General features: G+C 71.7%; 15 protein-coding genes and 1 pseudogene. 7 read left to right on the top strand and 9 right to left on the bottom strand.

Features of this window, described 5'->3' with window-relative positions; all coding sequences use genetic code 11:
- Together HII36_RS45360 and HII36_RS45355 are read right to left on the bottom strand one after the other, a co-directional pair.
- Positions 1 to 1,972, bottom strand: a 1,972-nt coding sequence (locus HII36_RS45360) for a hypothetical protein (RefSeq protein WP_217370760.1), incomplete at its 3' end; no start/stop codon positions are given.
- Positions 1,973 to 2,082: 110 nt separating this feature from the next.
- Positions 2,083 to 3,552, bottom strand: coding sequence for an aldehyde dehydrogenase (NADP(+)) (locus tag HII36_RS45355; RefSeq protein WP_173529558.1), 1,470 nt, complete (start codon positions 3,550 to 3,552; stop codon positions 2,083 to 2,085).
- Between the two features lie 104 nt (positions 3,553 to 3,656).
- Between HII36_RS45355 and HII36_RS45350 the strand changes: the two genes are divergently transcribed.
- Positions 3,657 to 4,913 carry a glucarate dehydratase family protein gene (locus tag HII36_RS45350; protein WP_173529557.1) on the top strand — a complete coding sequence of 419 codons (1,257 nt, stop codon included), beginning with the start codon at positions 3,657 to 3,659 and terminating at the stop codon, positions 4,911 to 4,913.
- Complete coding sequence (locus tag HII36_RS45345) at positions 4,910 to 6,052, top strand: hypothetical protein (RefSeq protein ID WP_328808184.1); 1,143 nt, start codon at positions 4,910 to 4,912, stop codon at positions 6,050 to 6,052. Before HII36_RS45350 ends, HII36_RS45345 begins: the two co-directional genes overlap by 4 nt.
- On the opposite strand, the gene HII36_RS45340 is transcribed toward HII36_RS45345, so the two are convergent.
- Genes HII36_RS45340 through HII36_RS45325 form a run of 4 tightly spaced genes read right to left on the bottom strand, consistent with a single transcriptional unit; the run spans position 6,049 to position 9,408 of the window.
- Positions 6,049 to 7,104 carry a hypothetical protein gene (locus tag HII36_RS45340; RefSeq protein WP_173529556.1) on the bottom strand — a complete coding sequence of 352 codons (1,056 nt, stop codon included), beginning with the start codon at positions 7,102 to 7,104 and terminating at the stop codon, positions 6,049 to 6,051. The two genes, HII36_RS45345 and HII36_RS45340, sit on opposite strands and share 4 nt — an antisense overlap.
- A gap of 39 nt (positions 7,105 to 7,143) precedes the next feature.
- Positions 7,144 to 7,641, bottom strand: coding sequence for a DUF402 domain-containing protein (locus HII36_RS45335; protein ID WP_173529555.1), 498 nt, complete (start codon positions 7,639 to 7,641; stop codon positions 7,144 to 7,146).
- Between the two features lie 10 nt (positions 7,642 to 7,651).
- Positions 7,652 to 8,293, bottom strand: a complete 642-nt coding sequence (locus HII36_RS45330) for a response regulator (protein WP_173529554.1) — start codon at positions 8,291 to 8,293, stop codon at positions 7,652 to 7,654.
- A complete protein-coding gene (locus HII36_RS45325; RefSeq protein ID WP_328808183.1) occupies positions 8,290 to 9,408 on the bottom strand; it encodes a sensor histidine kinase in 1,119 nt (372 codons plus the stop codon). Before HII36_RS45325 ends, HII36_RS45330 begins: the two co-directional genes overlap by 4 nt.
- A 112-nt stretch (positions 9,409 to 9,520) precedes the next feature.
- On the opposite strand from HII36_RS45325, the pseudogene HII36_RS45320 reads away from it, so the two are divergent.
- The 3 genes and pseudogenes from HII36_RS45320 to HII36_RS45310 all read left to right on the top strand — a co-directional run.
- Positions 9,521 to 10,210: pseudogene (locus HII36_RS45320) on the top strand (ABC transporter ATP-binding protein); the annotation flags it as partial.
- Between the two features lie 26 nt (positions 10,211 to 10,236).
- Positions 10,237 to 11,028 (top strand): ABC transporter permease, encoded by a 792-nt coding sequence (locus HII36_RS45315; protein WP_328808182.1) that lies wholly within the window; start codon positions 10,237 to 10,239, stop codon positions 11,026 to 11,028.
- Positions 11,025 to 11,792, top strand: coding sequence for an ABC transporter permease subunit (locus tag HII36_RS45310; protein WP_173529552.1), 768 nt, complete (start codon positions 11,025 to 11,027; stop codon positions 11,790 to 11,792). Before HII36_RS45315 ends, HII36_RS45310 begins: the two co-directional genes overlap by 4 nt.
- Positions 11,793 to 11,801: 9 nt before the next feature.
- Here HII36_RS45310 and HII36_RS45305 read toward each other — a convergent pair whose 3' ends face one another.
- The 3 genes from HII36_RS45305 to HII36_RS58350 all read right to left on the bottom strand — a co-directional run bounded on the left by HII36_RS45305 (position 11,802) and on the right by HII36_RS58350 (position 15,014).
- Complete coding sequence (locus HII36_RS45305; protein WP_173529551.1) at positions 11,802 to 13,487, bottom strand: ribonuclease J; 1,686 nt, start codon at positions 13,485 to 13,487, stop codon at positions 11,802 to 11,804.
- Between the two features lie 53 nt (positions 13,488 to 13,540).
- Complete coding sequence (gene dapA / locus HII36_RS45300; RefSeq protein ID WP_173529550.1) at positions 13,541 to 14,458, bottom strand: 4-hydroxy-tetrahydrodipicolinate synthase; 918 nt, start codon at positions 14,456 to 14,458, stop codon at positions 13,541 to 13,543.
- Positions 14,459 to 14,558: 100 nt separating this feature from the next.
- Positions 14,559 to 15,014, bottom strand: coding sequence for a GNAT family N-acetyltransferase (locus HII36_RS58350; protein WP_173529549.1), 456 nt, complete (start codon positions 15,012 to 15,014; stop codon positions 14,559 to 14,561).
- A 352-nt stretch (positions 15,015 to 15,366) separates the two neighbouring features.
- Here HII36_RS58350 and HII36_RS45290 point away from each other — a divergent pair, with 352 nt between their 5' ends.
- Together HII36_RS45290 and HII36_RS45285 are read left to right on the top strand one after the other, a co-directional pair.
- Positions 15,367 to 16,083: a GntR family transcriptional regulator gene (locus tag HII36_RS45290; RefSeq protein ID WP_173529548.1), complete on the top strand. Its 717-nt coding sequence runs from the start codon at positions 15,367 to 15,369 to the stop codon at positions 16,081 to 16,083.
- 195 nt (positions 16,084 to 16,278) lie between these two features.
- On the top strand, positions 16,279 to 16,712 hold a 434-nt coding region (locus tag HII36_RS45285), incomplete at its 3' end, for a GNAT family N-acetyltransferase (protein WP_173529547.1).

Here is a 16,712-nt window from a genome sequence, read left to right as displayed (position 1 = left end):
GGGTGGGGGTGGGGGTGCCCGGGCCGTCGGAGCCGAGGAAGAGCGAGCCCGTCGTGTCCGTCCTGGTTGCGTGCACGCCGGCGTTCGGGGGCGCGGCGTAGTCCAGCGTCTCCCGGCCGGCCCAGTCCGGGATGATCGTGCCGTTCACCGCGAGGTGCTGGAAGGCCGACGCGTCCGCCTGCGCGCTGCCGAACTGGTAGATCCGCCGCCGGTCGGCGTAGTAGTCGGTGTACGGGCCGCCGGCCGTGGTCTGCTTGCGCAGCACGTTGGCGTGGAAGACGTTCTGCGGCCCGCTCGACCCCGACCACTTCAGCGCCTTCGGCCCGGCGCCCCACCAGATCGGCCACCAGGTGGAGTCGTCGGCGCCGCCGCCGCCCTCCTCGCCGCAGTTGCTCCGGCAGTTCCCGGACGCGTGCTCGTACGGCACCGTGACCGTGTTCGACTCGAACAGGTTGCGCCGCTCCCACCCGCCGTGCAGGTTCAGGTCGGAGTCGAAGTCGTTGCCCAGCGCGACGTTGTTCGACGACGACCACTGGAAGGTGAAGTGCCGCAGGTTCCTGGTGGTGTTGTAGGCGAACAGCGAGTCCCACACGCGCGAGCCGCGCAGGTAGCCGTTGCCGCCCTTGCCCTTGTTCCAGGCGCCGTCCAGCGAGGTCTCCTGGACCTGGATGTTCTTGGCGTTCTCGGTGACGATCGGGTGCGAGCCGGTCATGTCCGTGGCGACCCGCCTGATCCACGAGTTCACCGCCCACTTCAGTACGATCCCGTGCATCTCGTACTCGGGGGCCATGTTGCCGTAGTTGTGGACGGCGTCCTGCTTGTTCAGGTTGTACGTGCCGCCGTCGAGTTTCGGCATACCCGTCATTTCCTGACTTATGGTGAGGTCTTCAATGCCGACCCCTTCGACCACTTTGAGGGGTACGACCCGGCTGGGATAGGTCGTGCCGGCGATCGCGGCCGAGCCGTCCGAGCGGGAGTCCACCGGCACGTCGAACTCCAGCGGCCGGTCGATCGTGACGTTCCTGCCCGCCGCGTCCACCGCGGTGATCCGGAAGATCTGCTGGCGCATGTGCTGGTTCTTGTAGAGCGTCGCGTCGGTGGCGTGCTGCCGCTGGTAGAACTTCACCGAGTTGGCGGCGCCGACCCACAGGTGGCCGCCCGGCCGGTAACGCGACATCTGGGCGTCGGCGGCCAGGCCGATCACCGTGTCGCCCGTCCTGGCCGCGTAGGCGGTCTGTCCCGCCGCGGCCCGCACCTCGTCGCCGCCCAGCCAGTGCTGGTTGACCGAGCCTTCGAACAGGTCCTTCCTGTTCGCGGGCGCGTTCTGGTGATCGGTGACGTGCTTGGCCGCGACCTGCCTGGTCTGGATCCTGAACAGGCCGCGGCCCGGCCAGATCCAGCCGCCCTTGCCGTTGCCGTACGTCATCGCGTCCTCGTCCCAGTCGCCGTCGGACACGGTGTCGTAGCGGGTGTCGGCGTCCGGTCTGAACACCACCCGGGTCTGCCCGGCCCCGGCGCCCTTGATCAGCAGGAAGCTGGCGTCCACGGTGAGCTGCTTGGCCACGTCGATGCGGCCGGCGGGCAGTTCGATCAGCGAGAGCTCGGTGTAGCCGGCGGCGGGGGTGCAGGTCGCGGCGACGTCGGCGATCGCGCGGGCGAGCCCGGCCGTGTCGTCGCCGCCGCCGGGCACCACGCCGTACGTCGTGGCCAGCTCGGCGGGGGTGATGCGGCAGGCGGGGTCGGCGGTGAGCTCGCCAGGACCTGGCAGCGCGGCGCCGCCGCGATAGCCGGCCCTGCTCCAGTCGGGCAGCCCGGCGATCGGGGCACGCCGGTTGGCGCTGGTCAGGTCGGGGATCTGAGCAGGGACGGCGCCAGGGGCGGCGTCCGGGGCGGCGGCCGCGACCACCGGCATCGCGGCCGCCACCAGGATCGTGCACAGTCCGATGGCGATGATGGGGGGTTTCATCGGCATGCTGGTGTTCCTTCGTGTTCGGCCCGTTCCTGGGAACGGGCTCACCGAGGCCCCGTGCGTGCCGTGAACGTACGATCAACCCTCCATGTCGTCAAGCAGGTGGATTGTGTTCACATATGTGAACGGCAATCGACCCGTCGCGGGATGCTCAAGGGGTTGTCGTCCTTGAGCTCGTCGGGCAGCAGGGCCGCCGGCCAGTCCTGGTAGGCCGTCGGGGCCACCCACCGGTCGATGGCGGTGGCGCCGACCGAGGTGAACGCCGAGGTCGAGGCGGGCCAGGGGCCGCCGTGGTGCATCGCCCAGCACACCGCCACACCGGTCGGCCAGCCGTTCCAGATGAGCCGGCCGGCCTTGACGGCGAGCACGTCGGCGATCTCGCCGGCCTCGTCCGGGTCAGTGCCGTGGACGGTGGCGGTGAGCGAGCCTTCCAGCCGGCCGAGCACGGCCGCGAGGTCGGCGACGTCACGATAGGTGACGACGAGCGAGGCGGGGCCGAAGCACTCCTCGGCGATGCGCGGCAGCCCGGCCGCGAACGTGTCGAGATCGGTGGTGAACACCTTCGGCGTGACCGCCCAGGCGCCCTCGCCCGGCCGGCCCTCGGCCAGCAGGGTCAGCTCGCCCAGCCGGTCGAGGCCGCCGAGGTAGCCGTCCCTGATGCGCTCGCCCAGCATGGGGCCGCCCGCGGTGCCCTCGACGGCGGCGGCCAGCGCCTTGCGCAGCTCGTCGTCCTCGGGGACGAACATGAGCCCCGGGTTCGTGCAGAACTGCCCGACCCCGAGCGTGAGCGAGCCGGCGAACCCGGCCGCCACCTCGGCCTTGGGCGCGGACGGCAGCACGACCACCGGGTTGACGCTGCCCAGCTCGCCGTAGAACGGGATCGGCGTCTCGCGCTCGTCGATCAGCTTCTTGATCGCCTTGCCGCCGGCCACCGAGCCGGTGAACCCGGCCGCGACCACCGAGGGGTGCGTGACCAGGTCGACGCCGGCCTGCATGCCCTGCACCAGCCCCAGCAGGTCCGGGTAGGGCAGCGCGCCCCGGACGATCCCGGCCACCTGCGCGGAGGTCTGCGGGTGCCCCGGGTGCGCCTTGACCACGACCGGGCAGCCGGCCGCCAGCGCCGAGGCCGTGTCGCCGCCGGCCACCGAGAACGCGAACGGGAAGTTGCTCGCCGCGAACACCGCGACCACGCCGGGCAGCGGGCGCTTCATGCGGCGCACGTCCGGCCGGGGCGGGGTGGCCGCCGGGTCGGCGTGGTCGATGATCGCCTCCAGGTAGCCGCCGTCCCTGATCACCTGGGCGAAGAGCCGGAACTGGCCCGCCGTGCGGGCGATCTCGCCGCGCAGGCGCACCTCGCCCAGGGCGGTCTCGCGGTCGGCGGTCACCCACAGGTCGTCCGCGCGGGCGGCGAGCGCGTCGGCGACCGCCTCCAGCGCGAGCGCCCGCTCGGCCGCCGGGGTGGCGCGCCAGGCCGCTCCCGCGGCCGCGGCGGTGGAGACGACCAGGTCGACCCCGGCACTGTCGGTCTCGGGCAGCGGCTCGCCCACGGTCTCGCCGGTCCTGGGGTCGTATCCGTAGATCATCGAATGGCCCTTCGAGTCTTGACACTTTCTCAGCCTGATTCTTACAGTTGCCGCAACCTGTCCACAAATCTGGCCATTGTTCACATATATGAACGGCGGTTTGTATGATCATCAGGGAGATCCGCGTCACCCCCGTCGCCTTCCGCGACCCGCCCCTGCTGAACGCCGCGGGCGTGCACGAGCCGTGGGCGTTGCGCACGATCGTCGAGGTGATCACGGACGAGGGCCTGACCGGGCTCGGCGAGACGTACGGCGACCTGGGCCACCTGGGCAAGGTCGGCGAGTGCGCGCGGGCGCTGATCGGCCTGGACGTGCACCACACCCGCGCCATGTACGCCAGGATCAGCGCGATCGTCGGCGACGTGGTGTCCGACCTGCACGGACTGACCGGGGTGGCCACCCAGGAGAAGAGCATCGACCGCGTCTTCTCGCCGTTCGAGGTGGCCTGCCTGGACATTCGCGGCAAGGCGGCCGGCGTGCCCGTCGTGGACCTGCTGGGCGGCCGGGTCAGGGACGCGGTGCCGTACAGCGCGTACCTGTTCTACAAGTGGGCGGGGCATCCGGGTGAGCCGGCCGACCGGTTCGGGGCCGCGCTGGACCCGGCCGGGCTGGTGGCCCAGGCCGAGCTGCTGATCAAGGAATACGGCTTCACCTCCATCAAACTCAAAGGCGGCGTTTTACCCCCTTCCGACGAAATTTCGGGAATTCTCGCGCTACGCGATGCTTTTCCGGGAATTCCGCTCCGCCTCGACCCGAACGCCGCCTGGAGCGTCGAGACGTCCATCAGCGTGGGACGCGAACTGGACGGCGCGCTGCAGTACCTGGAGGACCCCACGCCCGGCATCGCCGGCATGGCCCAGGTCGCCGCCGAGGTGCCGATGCCGCTGGCCACGAACATGTGCGTGGTCACGCCCGAGCACCTGCCCCCGGCCATCGCGGCCGGCGCGATCGGCGTCCTGCTGCTCGACCACCACTACTGGGGCGGCCTGGCGCGGTCGGCGGAGATCGCCGCCCTGTGCCGCACGTTCGGCGTCGCGCTGTCCATGCACTCCAACTCCCACCTGGGCATCAGCCTGGCCGCGATGACCCACCTGGCCGCCGCCACGCCGAACCTCACGTTCGCCTGCGACACGCACACCCCCTGGCAGAACGGCCAGGACGTGGTCGCCCCCGGCGCGCTGCGGTTCGCCGACGGCGCGGTGCCGGTGCCCGCGGGACCGGGCCTGGGCGTCGAGCTGGACCGCGACGCGCTGGCCGTGCTGCACGAGCAGTACGTGAACTGCGGGATCCACAGCCGCGACGACACGACCTACATGCGGCGCTTCGAGCCCGCCTTCTCGGCGCGGAGACCACGCTGGTGAACACGCTGGTGAACACGCTGATGAACATCGCGTACGTCTACCCCTGGGACGTCGTCGGCGACCCCGCGGCCCCGGACCGCCTGGCCGCGCTGGGCGTCGACGCGGTCGCCCTGGCCGCCACCTACCACTCGACCAGGGCCGCCACGCCGCACCATCCGGCCCACCGGGTGCTCGACGTGCCGTACTCGGCCTGCTACCTGCCCATCCGCCCGTCCGCCTGGGGCCGGCTGGTGCCGTCCGCGCCCACCTGGACGTCCCCTGACGCGTACCTGCTCGCCCGCGACGCGCTGAAGGCGGCCGGCCTGCGCGTGCACGCCTGGACGGTGCTCACGCACAACTCCCGCCTGGGCGCGGCGCACCCCGACCTGGTGGTACGGAACGCGTTCGGCGACCCGTACCCGCACGCGCTCTGCCCTGCCCACGAGGACGTGCTCGACTACTGCGAACGCCTGGTCCGCGAGGTGCTGGAGCTCGGCGAGCCCGACGGGATCGTCCTGGAGTCCTGCGGGCCGATGGGGTTCGCGCACCAGAGCGCGCACGAGAAGACCGCGGGAGCGGACTGGGACGCGCTCGACGCCGAGCTCCTGTCGCTGTGCTTCTGCACCGCCTGCGCCGGCCGCCTCCCGGCCGGGGTGCGCGAGCGGGTCCGCGCGGCCGTCGGCTCGCCGGCCGCCTCGATCGAGGACGTGCTCGGCCCGGACGCCGACAAGGTTCGCGCGGTCCGGGTGGGCCTGTCGGCCGTCCTGCGAGCGCGGCTGATCGCGGTGTCCCGGCTGGTCGCCCCGGACGTCCCGATCACCCTGCACGCCAACCCCGACCCGTGGGCCACCGCCGCGTTCGCCGCGCTCCCCGACGGCGATCCCGGCCTGGACGTGCTGGTCGGCAACTGCTGGGGCGACCAGGTCACCGACGCCGCCCGGCTGGCCCGTTTGGCCGAGTCGGCCGCCCCAGGCCAGCGGGTGGGCGCGTACGTGCTCGCCCTGCCGCCCCGGCCGGCCGACGGCGAGGTGCTGGCCGCCCAGCTGCGGATCTACGCCGAGGCCGGGGCCACGGAGTTCCACCTGTACCACGCCGGCCTGGCCTCTCCCCGGCGGCTGGCGGCGATGGCCGAGGCCCTGCGCCTGGTGGGCGTCTCCTAGCCGCCGAGCCAGACGTCCAGCCGGTCGCGCAGGTCGGGGCCCAGGATCAGCCCGGACGCGAGACCGCTGGACACGGCCTGGCAGGGCTGACGCCACACCCGTACCTCGGCGATCGCGCCGGTGGCGTCGGCCGCCCGCAGCACGTCCAGGTCGGTGACCGGGCCGCCCGTCCACTCGGGCGCCCCGCACTCGGTGTACGCCTCGGGTCCGCGCGCCCGCCCGTCGGGGACCGTGGGACTGGCGGCGGCTTCGAGCAGCGCCCGCGTCAGGTCCAGCGGGCCGGGGACGCGCGCGTCCGAGGTCAGGCGCAGCACGTCACCGTCGAGCCGGTACCGGCAGACGGTGACCGCCGCCAGCGGGCTGGGCAGGAACTCGCGCCGGCGGAGACCCCGGTTGGCCGCGACGTCGTCACGCGGCATGACCTCGGGGTCCACGCCCGCGGCGGGCAGCCGGGCCGCGCACTGCGGCGACGGCACGGACCCCGCTCGCGACTCCAGTTGCCTGCGGTAGTGGGCGAGGAAGGTGTCGCTCGGATCGCCGAAGCGGGTGCGCCCAGCCGAGGTGGCGGTGCCGCAGTTGCGGTCGATCAGCACCACGGCGGGCGGGCGGCCGCCCGCGTAGTGCACGACGAACGACAGCTCGCTGCCGTAGCCGATCATTGTGCACGCCTGGCCGAGATGCAGGTCGCCGGACAGCACCCGGCCCTTGGCGGCCTCGCGGGCGCGGAGCTCGGCCGCCAGCTCCTCGCGCGTCCGCAGCAGGTTGAGCTCGGCGACCATGGCCTCGACCCGCGCGGTGAGCTTCCGCGCCGGTCCCGGACGATCGGGCTCGTCCCCGGCCCCCAGGACGAGCTCGCACATCGTCACCGACACCGCCTCGCCGGCGGGCACCAGCGGACCAGGCCAATCGCCCCGCCATCCGCCGCGTCCGAGCGCCGTCGGGCAGCCGTCCGCGCCGCGCGGCGGGCCCACGACGTCCGCCGGCACGGCGGCCGAGACGGAGAGCAGCAACGCGACGATCCCCACCACGATCCAGCCGGCACGCAGGAACATGATCACAACCTACGGACCGGCCGCCCGGTTTGAGAAGAGTCAGCCCAGTTTCGCCTGCCATTCCAGGTGCGCGCCGCCGAACGCCCCACGCCGCTCCCCCACCTCGCCGAGCAGCCAGCGGGCGGTCTCCTCGGCCCGGCTGATCAGCTCCGGCGGGTAGCCGAGCAGCACCTGGTGTTCGGCGAACTCGTCCTCGTCGTCCAGGATGAGGCGGCCGTCACGCATGAGGATCACGTCGAGGTCCAGGTCGACCATGCTGACCTCGCCCTCGTCCCACACCGGGACGGTGGTGACGTCCACGTACACCCAGCTCTTGTGCGGTGCGGCGTTGAACGAGGCGGTCCACCAGGCGTCGCGCGGAAACAACATGATCGCGTCGGTCTCCCAGGTGACCGTCGGGCCGTGCCCCTTCCTGGCCGCCGTCCCCGCGGGCGCGGCCACCCATACGCCGTGCTCGTCCTCGCCGAGCAGGAGGCCCGGGTGGTTCCAGTGCAGCGCTCCGCCGTACTTCCGATAGACAATCCGCACATCGTTCATGCGAAGCAATTTATCGGGCGGCCGTCACGAGCCCGCTCTCGTAGGCGGCGATGACGAGCTGGGCCCGGTCGCGGGCCGCCAGCTTGGCCAGCAGGCGGGAGATGTGCGTCTTGACCGTGGCCAGGCTCACCTGGAGATGGGCGGCGATCTCGGTGTTGGACAGGCCGCGGGCGATCAGCGTCAGCACCTCGCGTTCGCGTTCGGTCACCCCGTCCAGACCCTTGGGCCTGGGCGAGGCCGGGATGCGGGCGAACTCCTCGATCAGCCGGCGGGTGACCGCGGGCGCGAGCAGCGCCTCGCCGCCGGCCACCACGCGGATCGCGGCCAGCAGGTCGGCCGGCGGCGTGTCCTTGAGCAGGAAGCCGCTGGCCCCGGCGCGCAGCGCGTCGTAGACGTAGGCGTCGAGGTCGAACATGGTCACGATGAGCACGCGCGCGAGGCCGCCGATGCGCCTGGTGGCCTCGATGCCGTCCATCTCCGGCATGCGGACATCCATGAGCACCACGTCCGGCCGCTCGCGCAGCGTCACCTCGACGGCCTCGGCCCCGGTCGCCGCCTCGCCGACCACGCACAGATCGGGCGCGGAGTCGACGAGCACCCGGAAGCTGCCGCGCAGCAGGGCCTGGTCGTCGGCCACCACCACCCGGATCACGACACGCCCCGGTACGGCAGCGTGGCGGACACGGCGAAACCCCCGCCGGGTCGCGGGCCCGCGGCGAAGTCGCCGCCGTACATCATGACGCGCTCGCGCATGCCGATGAGCCCGTGTCCGGTCCCCCCGCCGGGCAGCGTACGGCGGCCGGGCCCGTCGTCCAGCACCTCGACGCGGACCACCCGCCCGTCACCGGTCACCGACGCCCGGCAGCGGGCCGGGGCGGCGTGCTTGACCACGTTCGTCAGCGCCTCCTGCACGATCCGGTACACCGACAGCTCCACGCCGTCGGGCAGCTCGCCGGTCACCGACACCGTCAGCTCCACCTCCACGCCGCTCTGCCTGGCGCGGACGGCCAGCGCGTCCAGGCCGCTCAGCCCCGGCGTCGGGGTCAGCTCGGGCGCGTCGCCGGTGCGCAGCACGCCGAGCAGGTGGCGCATCTCGACCAGCGCGTTCCTGCTGGCCGTCTCGATCACGCGCAACGCGTCACCGGCCTCCTCCGGCCTCGTGTGGATGACGTGGTTGGCCACGCCCGCCTTCACCGCGATCACGCCCACGCTGTGCGCCACCACGTCGTGCAGCTCGCGGGCGATGCGCAGCCGCTCCTCGGCCACGGCCTGCTCGGTCATGCGTTCGGCGTAGCGCCGGCGCTCGCGTACGGCGCGGCCGACCGTCCAGGCCAGCGCCAGCGTGGCGAACCCCATGAACAGGCCGCCGACGTCCTGGGTCCAGGCGGGCGGCGCGCCCGCGATGGTCAGCAGCACCACGGTGACCAGCGCCAGCGCGGCCACCGCCTTGGTGGGGATCCACCTGGAGTCGTTCTCGACCAGCGCGACCAGGTACAGGGCGTACGCGGGCGCGAGGTAGGCCGCCTCGACGACCTGCCCGACCATGGCGGCCACCGCCACGACCAGCACCACGGCGAAGACCAGCCGGGGCCGCAGCCGCCGGACGGCCAGCGGCGCGGCCAGGGCGAGTGGCGCGGCCGTCTTCGCCCAGCCGGGCGCGTCCGACGTCGCGGCCATGCCCACGAACACCAGCGCGAGCACCCACGCCGCGAGGCCGTCGAGTGCGATGAGCTGCCCCCGGGTCAGCCGCCTGGTGAAGAGTTCCACCTCACGACGTTATCCGCCCTTTCGTGCCGTTCGCATCAGACCTGGGTCTGACGTGAGAATTCAGCGCCTGGTCCGACGCGCGGGCGGGACCCCCTGCGGAAACGTGGCCTGCGTGATCGAACTCAGAGAGCTCACCAAGCGCTACGGCGACAAGACGGCCGTCGACCGGCTGTCGTTCCGGGTCGAGCCAGGCCGGGTGACCGGCTTCCTCGGGCCCAACGGGGCGGGCAAGTCCACCACGATGCGGCTGATCCTCGGCCTCGACGCGCCGACGTCCGGCCAGGCCCTGGTCAACGGGCAGCGGTACGCCTCGCTGGCCAGGCCGATGCACGAGGTCGGCGCCCTGCTCGACGCGAACGCCGCCCATCCTGGCCGCAGCGCCTACAACCACCTGCTCTGCCTGGCGCTCACCAACGGCATCGGCGCGCGCCGGGTGGCCGAGACGCTGGAACTGGTCGGGCTGGCCGGGGTCGCGCGCAAGCGGGTCGGCGGGTTCTCGCTCGGCATGAAGCAGCGGCTCGGCATCGCCGGCGCGCTGCTCGGCGACCCCGGGGTGCTGATGTTCGACGAGCCGGTGAACGGGCTCGACCCCGACGGCGTGCGCTGGATCAGGGAGCTGATGCGCTCGCTGGCCGCGGAAGGGCGGACGATCCTGCTGTCCAGCCACCTGATGAGCGAGATGGCGCTGACCGCCGACCATGTGGTGATCCTGGGCCGTGGCCGGCTGGTGGCCGAGGCCGGGGTGGCCGAACTGGCCGAGCGGTACCCGTCGCTGGAGGACGCGTACCTGGCGCTGACCGCCGGGAGCGTGGAGTTCGGAGCGCCGCGGTGACGTCGCCTGCTGCAGGTGGCGGGCCGCGGGCGGTGATGGCGTCGGAGTGGCTGAAGCTGCGCTCGGTGTCCTCGACGTACTACGCGCTCGGGTTCGCCGCCATGACGGTCGTGCTCGGCGCGGTCTGGACGCTCTACGTCTCCGGCCTCGCCGAGGAACGCGGCATCACCCGCGCCGCGGCCCCCGAGGTCGGGTTCCTGCCGCTGGTGCAGATGAGCCTGGCCGTGCTGGGTGTGCTGGCGTTCACGTCCGAGCAGGTGAACGGCATGATCCGGACCAGTCTCACGGTCGTGCCGCGCCGCGGGACGCTCCTGCTGGCCAAGGCCGCCGTGGTCGGCGCCGTGACGCTGGGCGCGAGCACCGCGATCCTGGTGTGCACCTACGCCGTCAGCCGGCTGATCGCCGGGGACCGGCCGCTCGGCTTCAACGCCTCGCCACTCGCCGACGACCTGCCCATGCTGGGCGGCTCGATCCTGTCGGTGACCGTGCTCGCCCTGGTCGGCCTGGGGTTCGGGGCGGCCGTGCGGAGCACCGCGGCCGGCATCACCGGCGTGGTGGGGCTGCTGTTCGTGCTGCCCGGGCTGGTCGTCTACCTGCCCGAGCCGTGGAATTTCCGGGTCGGCGCGCTGCTGCTGACCAATCTCGTGCCGCAGATCGCCGACGACCACATCTCGCGTCGGCTGGGCGCGGGCGTGTTGTCACCGGCCGCCGCGGTCGCGGTTCTGATCGCGTACGCGGTGGTCGCGCTGGCCGTCGGGTTCGCCGTACTGAGGAGGAGGGACGCGTGAGCGTGCTCGCGGCGGAATGGGTCAAGGTCAGGTCGTTGCGCTCCAGCGTGGTGACGCTGGCCATCGGGCTGGGCGCGGTGCTGCTGGGGGTGGCGATCGCCTGGAGCGCGATCGGCATGTACGACAGCGCGCCGCCCGCGAAGCGCGCCTCCGCCCGCATCGAGGACCTGGCGGAGGTCGTGTCGATGGTGCCGCAGCTCTGCCTGGGCGTGCTGGGCGTGCTGTCGTTCAGCGGCGAGTACGGCACCGGGCTGATCAGGAGCAGCCTGACCGCCGTGCCACGGCGCTGGCCGGTGCTGGCCGCGAAGGCGACCGTGGTGGGCGGGCTGGCGCTGGTGGTCGGCCTGGTGGTGGAGTTCGTCACGTTCTTCGTCACCACCGCGATGCTGACCGGCCGCTACCCGGTGGCCACGTTCGCGGAGCGGTGGCCGATGCTGGTCGTCACGAGCCTGTCCGTGGTGGTGTTCGGGCTGCTCGGGGTGGGCCTGGGCACGATCCTGCGCAGCGTGGCCGGCTCGGTGTCGGTGCTGATCGGGCTGGTGTACGTGCTGCCGATCGTCTTCGCCAACCTGCCCGAGCCGTGGAACCTGCGGCTGAACTCGCTGATGATCGGCGCGCTGATCCGCGAGATCACCGGGGTCAGCGTGGCCAACTCGGTGTTCGGCGGGATGCTCGCGCCGGTGCCCGCGGCCCTGGTGCTGGCCGCGTACGCGGTGGTGCCACTGCTCGCCGGCGCCTGGTTGCTGCGCCGGCGAGACGCGTGACACTGACCGTCAGACCTCCAGGACCACCGGGATGATCATCGGCCGGCGGCGGTAGGTGTCGCTCACCCAGCGCCCGACCGTCCGGCGGACCACGCGGCGGATCTCCTGGACGTCGATCACGCCGTCGGCGGCCTTCTCCTGCAGGGCCCGCTCGATCTGCGGGATGAACTCCTCGAACTGGGCCGGGTCGATGCCCGAGCCGCGCGCGTGGATCTCCGGCCCGGCGGTCAGCTTGCCGGAGTTGGAGTCGACCACGATCACCACCGAGATGAATCCCTCGTCGCCGAGGATCCTGCGGTCCTTCAGCGAGGTGTCGGTGATCTCGCCCACGGACGTGCCGTCGACGTAGACGTACCCGGCGTGGACCGCCCCCACGATCTGCGCCCGGCCGTCGACCAGGTCGACCACCACGCCGTCTTCAGCGATGACGATGTGGTCGTCGGGCACGCCGGTGAGCGCGGCGAGCTTGGCGTGCGCCCGCAGGTGCCGCCACTCGCCGTGCACCGGCATGAAGTTGGACGGCCTGGTGAGGTTGAGCACGTACAGCAGCTCGCCCGCGGCCGCGTGGCCGGAGACGTGCACCTTGGCGTTGCCCTTGTGCACCACGCGGGCGCCCCACCGGGTCAGCCCGTTGATCACCTTGTTCACCGCGGTCTCGTTGCCCGGCACGAGCGACGAGGCCAGCAACACGGTGTCGCCCTCGGCGATGCGGATCGGGTGGTCGCGGTTGGCCATCCGCGACAGCGCGGCCATCGGCTCGCCCTGGGAACCGGTGCAGACCAGCACCACGTCCTCCGGCGGCCACTGCTCGATGTCACGCGAGTCGACGATCAGCTCCGGCGGCACGTGCAGGTAGCCCAGGTCGCGGGCCACCCCCATGTTGCGCACCATCGAGCGGCCGACCAGGGCCACCTTGCGGCCGTGCCGGGCCGCCGCGTCCATCACCTGCTGGATGCGGTGGACGTGCGAGGCGAAGCTGGCGACGATCACCCGCTTGTCGGAGGTGCGGATCACCTCGTCGATGACCGGGCCGATCTCCCGCTCGCTGGTGACGAATCCCGGCACCTCGGCGTTCGTGGAGTCGGACATCAGCAGGTCGACGCCCTCGCTGCCGAGCCTGGCGAACCCGCCCAGGTCGGTCAGGCGGCCGTCGCTCGGCAGCTGGTCCATCCGGAAGTCGCCGGTGTGCAGGACGATGCCGGCCGGCGTGCGGATCGCCACGGCCAGCGCGTCGGGGATCGAGTGGTTGACCGCCAGGAACTCGCAGTCGAAAGGCCCGAACGTGTGCCTTTCTCCCTCGACCACCTGGACCTTGGTCGGCTGGATCCGGTGCTCGCTCAGCTTGGCCTCGATCAGGGCCAGCGTGAGCTTGGATCCGATGAGCGGGATGTCGCGCCGCTCGCGCAACAGGTACGGCACGGCCCCGATGTGGTCTTCGTGGGCGTGCGTCAGCACCACGGCCTCGACGTCGTCGAGCCGGTCCCTGATGTATTCGAAGTCGGGCAGGATCAGGTCGACGCCCGGCTGGTCGGGCTCGGGGAACAGGACGCCGCAGTCGACGACGAGCAGCCGGCCGTCGTACTCGAAGACGGCCATGTTCCTGCCGATCTCGCCCAGCCCGCCGAGCGGGACGATGCGCAGCCCGCCTTCGGGCAGCGCCGGCGGGGGACCAAGCTCAGGATGCGGATGACTCATCCTCGGCCCCCATGGTCACATCGTGTTCTCAAACTCCCGGTTCCTCCCCGTTCTTACGAGTCCGTCAACTTCACCCCGCCGGCTACCAGGCAAGCGCGCAGCTCGGCGATCTCCTTCTCTGTAGCGTCCACGAGCGGCAGGCGTACCGGTCCGGCCGGCACCCCCACCAGGCTCAGTGCCGCTTTCGCCATGATCGCGCCGCCCGCCTTCAGCATGATCCCGTCGACCACGGGGGCCACCTGCTCGTGCACGGCGCGCGCCTGCTCGACGTCGCCGTTGCGGTACAGGGAGATCATGCGGGCGAGATCGGCGCCCACCACATGTCCGACGACGCTGACGAACCCGGCCGCGCCCACGGAGAGCCAGGCCAGGTTGAGCAGGTCGTCGCCGGAGTAGAAGACCAGACCGGTGGCGGCCATCACCTGGCTGCCCGCGAACAGGTCTCCCTTAGCGTCCTTCACGGCCACGATGCGCTCGTGTTGCGCGAGCCGTATCAGCGTCTCTGTCTTGATCGGCACACCGCTGCGTCCGGGGATGTCGTAGAGCATCACCGGCAGGCCGGTCGCGTCGGCCACGGCGGAGAAATGCCGATAGAGCCCCTCCTGCGGGGGCTTGTTGTAATAAGGGGTCACGACCAGCAGGCCGTGCGCGCCCGCGCCGGCCGCCCGCCGGGCCAGTTCCACGCTGTGCCGCGTGTCGTTGGTGCCCGCGCCGGCCACCACGGTGGCGCGGTCGCCGACCGCCTCCAGGACGACGGCGAGCAGCCGCTCCTTCTCGTCGTCGGAGGTGGTGGGCGATTCGCCGGTGGTGCCGTTGACGACCAGGCCGTCGTTGCGCTGGACGTCGACCAGATGGGTGGCCAGCCGCCGCGCGGCGTCGTAGTCGATCTGGCCGTCGCCGGTGAACGGCGTGACCATCGCGGTCAGCATGCGGCCGAAGGGCGCGTCCGTGGTTCCAGTTGGCGATGCCATAGTGCGAACGCTACCTGGATTCAGAATTCCCTTGGACGCCGCCACCCCGCTTCGCCTGCCTTTCGCCGCCCGTGACGGGGTCGCCCGGGGCCGGCGGGACTCAGCGGGGCTGGTGGGGCAGCTCGATCTGGTACCTGATGAAGCCCTTGTTCTCCGCGACCCGATCGTACAGGCGCCTGGCGGTGGCGTTCGACTCGTGCGTGTTCCAGTAGACGCGCGAGCAGCCCTCGCCCTCGGCCCAGTCCGTGACGGCCGCGATGAGCGCGCGTGCCACGCCCTTGCCGCGTGCCCGGGGCGCGGTGAACAGGTCCTGGAGATAGCAGATGTCGGTGTCGGGGGCCGAGGTGTTGGCGTGGCTGAAGAAGTGGGTGATGCCGACAAGTTCGCCGTCCAGCTTCGCGCCGAGCGCGTGCACCCGGGCGCCGGTCTGGAACTCCCGCCACGCGCGGTCGTACATCCCGTCCGGCTCCGTACGCTCGTAGAAGTCGATGTACGCGCGGAACAGGCCTTCCCAGGCGGCCCTGTCGGACGGCAGCAGCCCGCCGATGCTGATCACGGTCTTTCCTCCCGATGCGTGGCCGGCGGATCCGGTGGTCGGACCCCGGCGGCGCACCCATGCAACCAGCCGGTGGCCTGCCGCTCCACGGCCACTTTCAGCGCTGATCGGAAGACCACTTGGGCGGGGCATGCCCGTGGAATTGGAAGAGGTCGCCGATATGTGCTCGGGGGTACACACATCGACGACCTCTACCGGAGAATCGGGGGCCCTTACATCGGCGTTACAGGGTTTCTCCGATAATTTTCCGCTACCGCAAAGTTGGGGCTCCAGCAGTCATCGATGACGGTCGGTTACCTGCCGAATACGGCAACATGGGGCAACGCCTCACACGAACCTCAGGGATGGACTAGTGGCCACCTCAGATCCGGTCTACCTGCGTGTCGTCGAAGACATTCGACGGCAGATCACCGACGGCACCCTTCCCCCCGGCGCGCCCATCCCCTCGCGGGCGCAGCTGACCCGCAAGTATCAGGTCGGCGAGACCGCCGCTCGGCACGCACTGCGCGTGCTCGCGAGCGAGGGTCTCATCATCGGCCGCGTGGGCTCGGGCCATTACGTCAGGGAACGCCCTGACCTCACACCGCTGTACCGATGGCGTTTCCTCGATCACCCCGCCCCGTTCGCGGCCGACCTGCAGTCGCAGGGCAGACGCGTGACGTGGGACTGGCACAGCGAACCGGTCGAGGCGGGGCCCGACATCGGCAAACGGCTGCGGCTCACCGAGTCGACCACGCTGACCAGGACACACTACGTATTCCGCGGCGAGGGCAAGCCGCTGCAGCTTGCCACCTCCTACGAACCCCTGGAGTTCGCCGCCCACTCGGAGGAGGAGAGACGCAGCCTCGTCGCGAGAATGTACGCGCACGGCATCAAGATCACCGAAGTCACGGAGAGTGTCCACGCCCGCGTCCCGCGCCCGGCGGAGAGCGACGCGCTGGAACTGTCGGCGGGCGTTCATGTGCTGCACGTCGAACGTACGCACTGGGCCGGCGACCGGCCGGTGGAGACGAGTGACATCGTCATCCCCGGCGACCGGTTCCGGATCACCTACAGCATGACCGTTTAACCCACACCCCTTCACCCACCCATACCTCGAGGCCGAAGGGCTCCGGGACGGCCCGCGTCCCGCCCGGAGCCTGGGTATCCGGCGCGGGATGGGTATTCGGCGCAGGATGGGTATTCGGCGCAGGATGGGTATTCGGCGCAGGATGGGTATTGGGCGCGGGATGGGTATTGGGCGCGGGAAGCGCATCATCGCCTCATGCCCGCATTGACGCCACCCACCATGGACGCGCACACCTCGTTCGTCGCCGCCGTACGCGAGTTCCACGCCCACCCAGACCCGCCGCCCTGGTTCGCCGCCACCCTCGACCCGGACCGGCTCGCCGACCCGCGGCGGTTCGCCCGCTACGTCGCAGGCCTGCTGGCCGAACGTTTCGAGCACACGCCACGTCCCGCCGGGTTCGTCCCCGCGACCACGCTGTGGTGGATCGACGGCACCGAGTTCCTGGGCCGCCTGGCCATCAGGCACCGGCTCACCCCCGCGCTGGAGGAGGCCGGTGGTCACATCGGCTACGACGTCCGCCCGTCCGCCCGCCGCCGCGGCCACGCCACGGCCATGCTGCGTGCCGCGCTGCCGGTCGCGTACCGGCTGGGCATCGACCCCGCCCTGCTGACCTGCGATCCGTCGAACGT

It is taken from the genome of Nonomuraea antri (assembly GCF_013283785.1).
GTDB classification, from domain to species: domain Bacteria; phylum Actinomycetota; class Actinomycetes; order Streptosporangiales; family Streptosporangiaceae; genus Nonomuraea; species Nonomuraea antri.
Note: the sequence above shows the minus strand (reverse complement) of the source record. Positions and strands in the feature narration are given on the sequence as shown.